Here is a 6,307-nt window from a genome sequence, read left to right on the forward strand (position 1 = left end):
CCGGGCATCGGCCAGGTCCCGGTCCAGGCGATCCAGGCGCTGCCCTATGTGATGACGGTGGTGCTGCTCGCCGGCTTCATCGGCAAGGCAGTGCCGCCCCGGGCCTCCGGCCTGCCCTATGTCAAGGAACGCTGAAGCCGCCATGGAACCTGCCCCGCCGGACCTTGCCGCGCCAGAAATTGCCGCAACCGAACTCGACGCCCTCTTTACGGCAGCGAAGACCGCGCAGGGCCGCGCCTACGCCCCCTATTCGCGCTTTGCGGTCGGCGCCGCGATCCTCGCCGGCGACGGCACGATCCATGCCGGCTGCAATGTCGAGAACGCCGCCTATCCGGTCGGCGCCTGCGCCGAGGCCGGGGCGATCTCGGCCATGGTCGCGGCGGGAAGCCGCGAGATCCGCGCCATCCTCGTCATGGGGACGGGCGAGGAACTGGTGACGCCCTGCGGCGCCTGCCGCCAGCGCATCCGCGAATTCGCCGCTCCGGAGACGCCGGTGCTGATCGCCGGGCCCGGCGGCGTGCGCGCTCGCTTTTCGCTCGCGGAGCTGTTGCCAGCCTCCTTCGGACCGGCCAATTTGCCGAAGTGATTTGCGGCGCCCGAGAGCCGCCTGAAGGGCGCGCCTCGACGCGCCGATGGAGCGACAAAAAATGGCGGCGGATGCGCTTTTCGACCAAGCGGCATCGGTCCTGGTCGACCGTGGCGTCGATGGCGGCATCGACTGCGCCATCGTGCTCGGCACCGGGCTCGGCCGGATCGTCGACGACATGACGGATCCGGTCTCGATTCCGTTTTCGGAGATTCCCGGCTTCCCTGAGGGCGCCGTCTCCGGCCATGCCAGGCAGGTCAGCTATGGCCTGCTCTATGGCAAGAAGGTGCTGATCTTCGAGGGCCGGGCGCATTTCTACGAGACCGGCGATCCGGCGATCATGCGCGTGCCGCTCGGCATGCTGGCGGCCTTCGGTTCGCCGCCGCTGGTGCTGACCAATGCCGCCGGCTCGCTCAAGCCCGATCTGCGGCCCGGCAGCCTGGCGCTGATCACCGACCACATCAACTTCAACGGCCCGAACCCGCTGGTCGGCGATACCGGCGACGGCCGCTTCGTGCCGATGATCGACGCCTATGACCCGCATCTGCGCGCCCGACTGAAGAAGGCCGCAGCCAGCAGCGGCGCCAATATGGGCGAGGGCGTCTATATGTGGTTCTCGGGGCCGAGCTTCGAGACCCCGGCCGAGGTCCGGATGGCGAAGCTGCTCGGCGCCGACCTCGTCGGCATGTCGACGGTGCCGGAGGTGATCCTGGCGCGGCGCCACGGCCTGCGCGTCGCCGGCATCTCGATCGTCACCAATATGGCGGCCGGCATCCATGGCGGCGCGCCGAGCCATGCCGACACCCGCGACGTCGCCGCGGCCGCGACCGCCGGGCTGCGCCGTGTCTTCCGCGCCTTCCTGACGGACCTCTGAGGCGATGACGGACGCCGAACTCGCCCTGCGCGCCCTGCGGCTGCTGGACCTGACGGATCTCTCCGAGCGGGCGACGGAAACCGGCGCATTGCAGCTCTGCGCCCGCGCCGTCGCGCCACCCGGCCCTGTCGCGGCGATCTGCCTGTGGCCGCAATTCGTCAAGGTGGCGCGCCGGACGCTGCGCGATTCGCCGGTCAGGATCGCGACGGTGATCAACTTCCCGGCCGGCGGCGCCAATTGCAGCCTGATCGAGAGCGACCTTGCCGAGGCGCTCGCGGACGGCGCCGACGAGATCGACCTCGTCCTGCCCTGGCGCGCCTTCCTGGCCGGCGACGCCACCAGCGCCAGCGACATGGTCACCGAAGCCAAGGCGCGCTGTGGCGACAAGGCGCTGAAGGTGATCCTCGAGAGCGGCGAATATCCCGACCAGGCGAAGGTGCGCGCCGCCGCCGATCTCGCCATCGCCGCCGGCGCCGACTTCATCAAGACCTCGACCGGCAAGACCGCGGTCTCGGCCACGCCCGAAGCGGCACGGACCATGCTGGAGGCGATCAAGGCCTCCGGCCGGCCGGTCGGCCTGAAGCCCTCCGGCGGTTTGCGGACGCTCGCCGATGCGCGGACCTATCTCGATCTCGCCGACGCCGTGATGGGGCCGGACTGGGCGAGCCCGCAGAGCTTCCGCTTCGGCGCCAGCGGTCTCTACGCTGTCCTGGCCGACGTCATCGCCGGCACGGTTGCGGGCGAGCGGACCGACGGAGCCTATTGATGCGCCTGCCCCAGGAAATCATCGTGGCCAAGCGTGACGGCGCGAAGCTCAGCGCCGCGGATATCCGCCAGATGGTCGCCGGGCTGAGTGATGGCGGCATCAGCGAGGGCCAGGCCGCCGCCTTCGCCATGGCGATATTCTTCAGCGGCATGGATGCCGAGGAGCGTGTCGCCATGACGCTGGCGATGCGCGATTCCGGCACGGTCCTGGACTGGAGCGACCTGCCCGGGCCGGCGCTCGACAAGCATTCGACCGGCGGCATCGGCGACACGGTCAGCCTGCCGCTGGCGGCGGCGGTCGCAGCCTGCGGCGGCTATGTGCCGATGATCTCCGGGCGCGGCCTCGGCCATACCGGCGGCACGCTCGACAAGCTCGACGCGGTGCCGGGCTATGTCACCCAGCCCGGACTCGACCTGTTCCGCAAGGTGGTGCGCGAGACCGGCTGCGCCATCATCGGCCAGACCGCCGATCTCGCCCCGGCCGACCGGCGGCTCTATGCGATCCGCGACGTCACCGGCACGGTCGAGACGATCCCGCTGCTGACCTCCTCGATCCTGTCGAAGAAGCTCGCCGCCGGCCTCTCCGGCCTCGCCATGGACGTGAAGTTCGGCTCGGGCGCCTTCCTGCCGCCGCTCGACAAGGCGCGCGAACTGGCGGCGGCGCTGGTCAGCGTCGCCAATGGCGCGGGACTGCCGACCACGGCGCTGCTGACCGACATGGACGAGCCGCTCGCCTCTGCCGCCGGCAACGGACTCGAGGTCGCCTATGCGCTCGACCACTTGACCGGCCGCCGGCGCGAGCCGCGTTTCCATGAGGTGACGGTGGCGCTGGCCGCGCAGATGCTGTTGCTCGGCAAGCTCGCGAAGACGCCGGAGGAAGCCGCGGCCAAGATCGAGGCCGCCTTCGCCAGCGGCGCGGCGGCCGAGCGCTTCGCCCGTATGGTCGCGGCGCTGGGCGGCCCGGCCGACCTGCTGGAGCGGCCGCAGGCGCATCTTGCGGCGGCGCCGATCATCCGCCCCGTCCTGCCCGAGCGCAGCGGCATCGCCCAGAAGATCGACACCCGCGGCGTCGGGCTCGCGGTGGTCGCCCTCGGCGGCGGGCGGACGCGCCCCCAGGACGCAATCGACCCTGCCGTCGGCATCGTCGAACTCGCCGGCGTCGGCGATACGGTCGGGCCGGAGCGACCGCTCGGCCTGGTGCATGCGCGCGACGAGGCTGGATTTGCGGCGGCTCAGGCGAGGCTGCGGGCCGCCTATCGGCTCGGCGACGGGCCGGCGGCGCGCGGACCATTGATCATTCCCGTTATGGAGGCGTTGCAGTCATGAGTCTGCTGGTGGCGATGACCGTCTGGCATGTCGAGGACTGGCGCGCGCGCTTCGCCGCGCTGCTGCCCGAACTTCCCGTCGTGACCCTCGGCGAGCCCTTCGACCGGCGCGCCGTGCATTATGTCGCGAGCTGGAAACATCCCGAGGGCAGCCTCGCCGGCCTGCCCAATCTCGCCGCGATCTTCTCGCTCGGCGCCGGGGTCGACCACATCTTCGCCGATTCGCGCCTGCCGCAGGTGCCGATCGCCCGCGTCGTCGATCCCGATCTGACGACGCGGATGAGCGAGTACGTCGTGCTGCACTGCCTGGCACAATTGCGCCAGCAGCCACGCTATGCCGCCCAGCAGCGCCAGCGGCTCTGGGAGGACGACCGCAACCAGCCGGCGGCGCGCGAGGTCCGCGTCGGCGTGATGGGGCTGGGCGAGCTCGGGCTCGACGCCGTCGCCAAGCTCCGCATCATCGGCTTCGACGTCGCCGGCTGGAGCCGCTCGCCGAAAGCGGTCGAGGGCGTGCGGACCTTCTCCGGCGAGGCCGGAATGGCCGAGTTCCTGGCCCGCACCGACATCCTGGTCTGCCTGCTGCCGCTGACGCCGGAGACGCGCGGCATGCTGAACCGCGCCCTGTTCGCCGGGCTCGCGCGCAACGGGCGCCTCGGCGGGCCGGTGCTGATCAATGCCGGGCGCGGCGGGCTGCAAATCGAGGCCGACATCCTCGCCGCGCTCGCCGAAGGCGAGCTCAAGGAGGCGGTGCTCGACGTCTTCGAGACCGAGCCACTGGCGCAGGAATCTCCGTTATGGGTCCATCCGGCCGTGACGGTGACGCCGCATAACGCCGCCATGTCGGCACCGGAGACGGTCGCGGCACAGGTGGCGGCGCAGATCCGGCGCCTGGAAGCCGGCGAGCCGCTCGAGCACATCGTCGATCCGGCGCGGGGGTATTGAGGCGCAGCGTATCCTGCCGGAGGCGCTGTCCCCGTCATTGCGAGGAGCGGAGCGACGAAGCTATCCAGGAGGTCTCGCTCAACGGCCCTGGATTGCTTCGCTGCGCTCGCAATGACGGTGGAGGCCATCAGCCCAGCCGCCTGATCGCGGTGATCGGCCCGGCCTGGCGGGCGACGATCCGGTCGCGGGCGACGCGCAGCGGCTCGCGGATCACGCTCATCGAAAAGGCCGTGGCGTGCAGCAGGGTCTCCGGATCGGTCATGATGCCGACATGGCCCTTCCAGAAGACGAGATCGCCGCGCTTCAGGCCGGCAAGGCCGTCATCGAAGGCGAGCGCCTCGCCGAGCCCCTTCTCCTGCAGATCGGAATCGCGCGGCGCAGCGATGCCGGCCGCCGCCAGCGAAAGCTGGGTCAGCGCCGAGCAGTCGAGGCCGAGGCTGGTCTTGCCGCCCCAAAGATAGGGCACTTCGAGGAAGCGTTCGGCGACGGCGACGAAATCCGGCTCATGGACGTCGCGGGCGCAAAGATGCGGCTTGAAGACATGGCCGCCGCGCTCGGTGACGAGGAAGTCGCCATTCTCGCCGGTGACGGCGAGCGTCGCACCGAGAGAGAGTGCCTCCAGCGGCGGCAATTTGATCGAGGGGCCCGGGTAGACGAAGGTCCGCAACGCCCGGACGCGATGCGTCGGCACCGCCGCATCGCCCGCAAGCGCGTCGTCCGGCAGGTAGCCGACATAGGAATCGCCGACGAGTTGGCCCCAGGCCCAGCCCTCATGCTGTTCGTAGACCCGGACCTGCTCGCCGGCGAGGGCCTGCGTATCGAGCGCCGCATCTGGGCGCGGCTCGCGCCGCAATGGCGCGAAGGGCGCCACCACCCGCATCGGCACCGGATCGGCAAAGGCCAGCGCCTCGACCTGGCCATCGAGATGGCGGGCGGCGAGATCGGGCCGGGCGGGCGTAAGGCGGCGGTCGAGAATCGCTGTCATGAGGCCAGTCTAGCGCCGGGCGGTTAACAGGCGAAGATGCGGGTTTACGCCGGCCCGAGCTCGCGGGCCCGCGCCGTCACCAGATCGGCGAGGTGCTCGACCGCGAGCGCCCCCGCCACGGTCCGCTGGATCACGACATTGCGCTTGTCGAACTCGTCGCGCCGGCGCGTCACCAGGCCGAGCTTGCCCATCGAGTCGAGCGCGCGGGTGATCACCGGCTTGGTGACGCCGAGGCGGCTCGCCAGCCCGCGCACCGTATGCGGCGGCAATTCGAGATAGATCGTCAAAAGGATCGCGGTCTGGCGCACCGAAAGATCGGATTGCGCATCCTGGACCAGGTCGAGATGGACCTGGCGCCAGAGCCGCAGCGCCTGTGACGGCTTGATCTCCAGCGCCATGCGCGCCCGTTCCCCCGATCGTTACGGGGCCGTATCATTATCGCAGCGAGGTTGCGGCGCAACAACAGCCGCCCGACAGGCTTAACGCGCCGGATAGAGCTGCTTCGCCAGCGCATAGGTCAGGCGCGCGGCCTGGCATTCGCCGCCCTCGGGCCGCCCCGGCTTGGCCGAGGGATTCCAGCCGTAAATGTCGAAATGGACGTAGGAGATCGCCTTCTCGACGAAACGGTTGAGGAAGAGCGCCGCCGTGACCGAGCCGGCGAAAGCGCCACCGGAGATGTGGTTGAGCTCCGCCACCTTGGAATCGAGCAGGCTGTCATAGGGCGGCCAGAGCGGCAGGCGCCAGACCGGATCGTTCACCGCCATGCCGAGCCGGGCGATCTCGGCGGCAAGGCCCTCATCATGCGTGTAGAAGGGCGGCAGGTCGGGCCC

At 70.4% G+C, this 6,307-nt stretch carries 7 protein-coding genes and 2 pseudogenes; 6 read left to right on the forward strand and 3 right to left on the reverse strand.

From position 1 onward, the window contains the following. The 6 genes and pseudogenes from V6M56_RS19625 to V6M56_RS19650 all read left to right on the forward strand — a co-directional run. A pseudogene (locus tag V6M56_RS19625) lies at positions 1-135 on the forward strand (ABC transporter permease); the annotation flags it as partial. 7 nt (positions 136-142) lie between these two features. Beyond that, positions 143-586 (forward strand): cytidine deaminase, encoded by a 444-nt coding sequence (locus V6M56_RS19630; protein WP_332686153.1) that lies wholly within the window; start codon positions 143-145, stop codon positions 584-586. A 61-nt stretch (positions 587-647) separates the two neighbouring features. Next, a complete protein-coding gene (locus V6M56_RS19635; RefSeq protein ID WP_332686155.1) occupies positions 648-1,460 on the forward strand; it encodes a purine-nucleoside phosphorylase in 813 nt (270 codons plus the stop codon). Between the two features lie 4 nt (positions 1,461-1,464). Then, a complete protein-coding gene (gene deoC, locus V6M56_RS19640; protein ID WP_332686157.1) occupies positions 1,465-2,226 on the forward strand; it encodes a deoxyribose-phosphate aldolase in 762 nt (253 codons plus the stop codon). After that, complete coding sequence (gene deoA / locus V6M56_RS19645) at positions 2,226-3,551, forward strand: thymidine phosphorylase (protein ID WP_332686159.1); 1,326 nt, start codon at positions 2,226-2,228, stop codon at positions 3,549-3,551. The genes deoC and deoA overlap by 1 nt, the downstream gene beginning before the upstream one ends. Beyond that, the gene (locus V6M56_RS19650; RefSeq protein ID WP_332686161.1) at positions 3,548-4,492 is read left to right on the forward strand and encodes a 2-hydroxyacid dehydrogenase; all 945 of its coding nucleotides are present in this window, start codon (positions 3,548-3,550) and stop codon (positions 4,490-4,492) included. Before deoA ends, V6M56_RS19650 begins: the two co-directional genes overlap by 4 nt. A 127-nt stretch (positions 4,493-4,619) precedes the next feature. On the opposite strand, the gene V6M56_RS19655 is transcribed toward V6M56_RS19650, so the two are convergent. From V6M56_RS19655 to V6M56_RS19665, 3 genes and pseudogenes are all read right to left on the reverse strand, one after another. Further along, on the reverse strand, positions 4,620-5,477 hold the full coding sequence (locus V6M56_RS19655) for a C40 family peptidase (protein ID WP_332686163.1): 858 nt from the start codon (positions 5,475-5,477) through the stop codon (positions 4,620-4,622). Positions 5,478-5,521: 44 nt separating this feature from the next. Beyond that, positions 5,522-5,875: a MarR family transcriptional regulator gene (locus V6M56_RS19660; RefSeq protein ID WP_332686166.1), complete on the reverse strand. Its 354-nt coding sequence runs from the start codon at positions 5,873-5,875 to the stop codon at positions 5,522-5,524. Between the two features lie 81 nt (positions 5,876-5,956). Further along, positions 5,957-6,307, reverse strand: a pseudogene (locus tag V6M56_RS19665) (leucyl aminopeptidase family protein); the annotation flags it as partial.

The sequence above is a fragment of the Allobosea sp. genome (assembly GCF_036675845.1).
Lineage (GTDB): Bacteria > Pseudomonadota > Alphaproteobacteria > Rhizobiales > Beijerinckiaceae > Allobosea.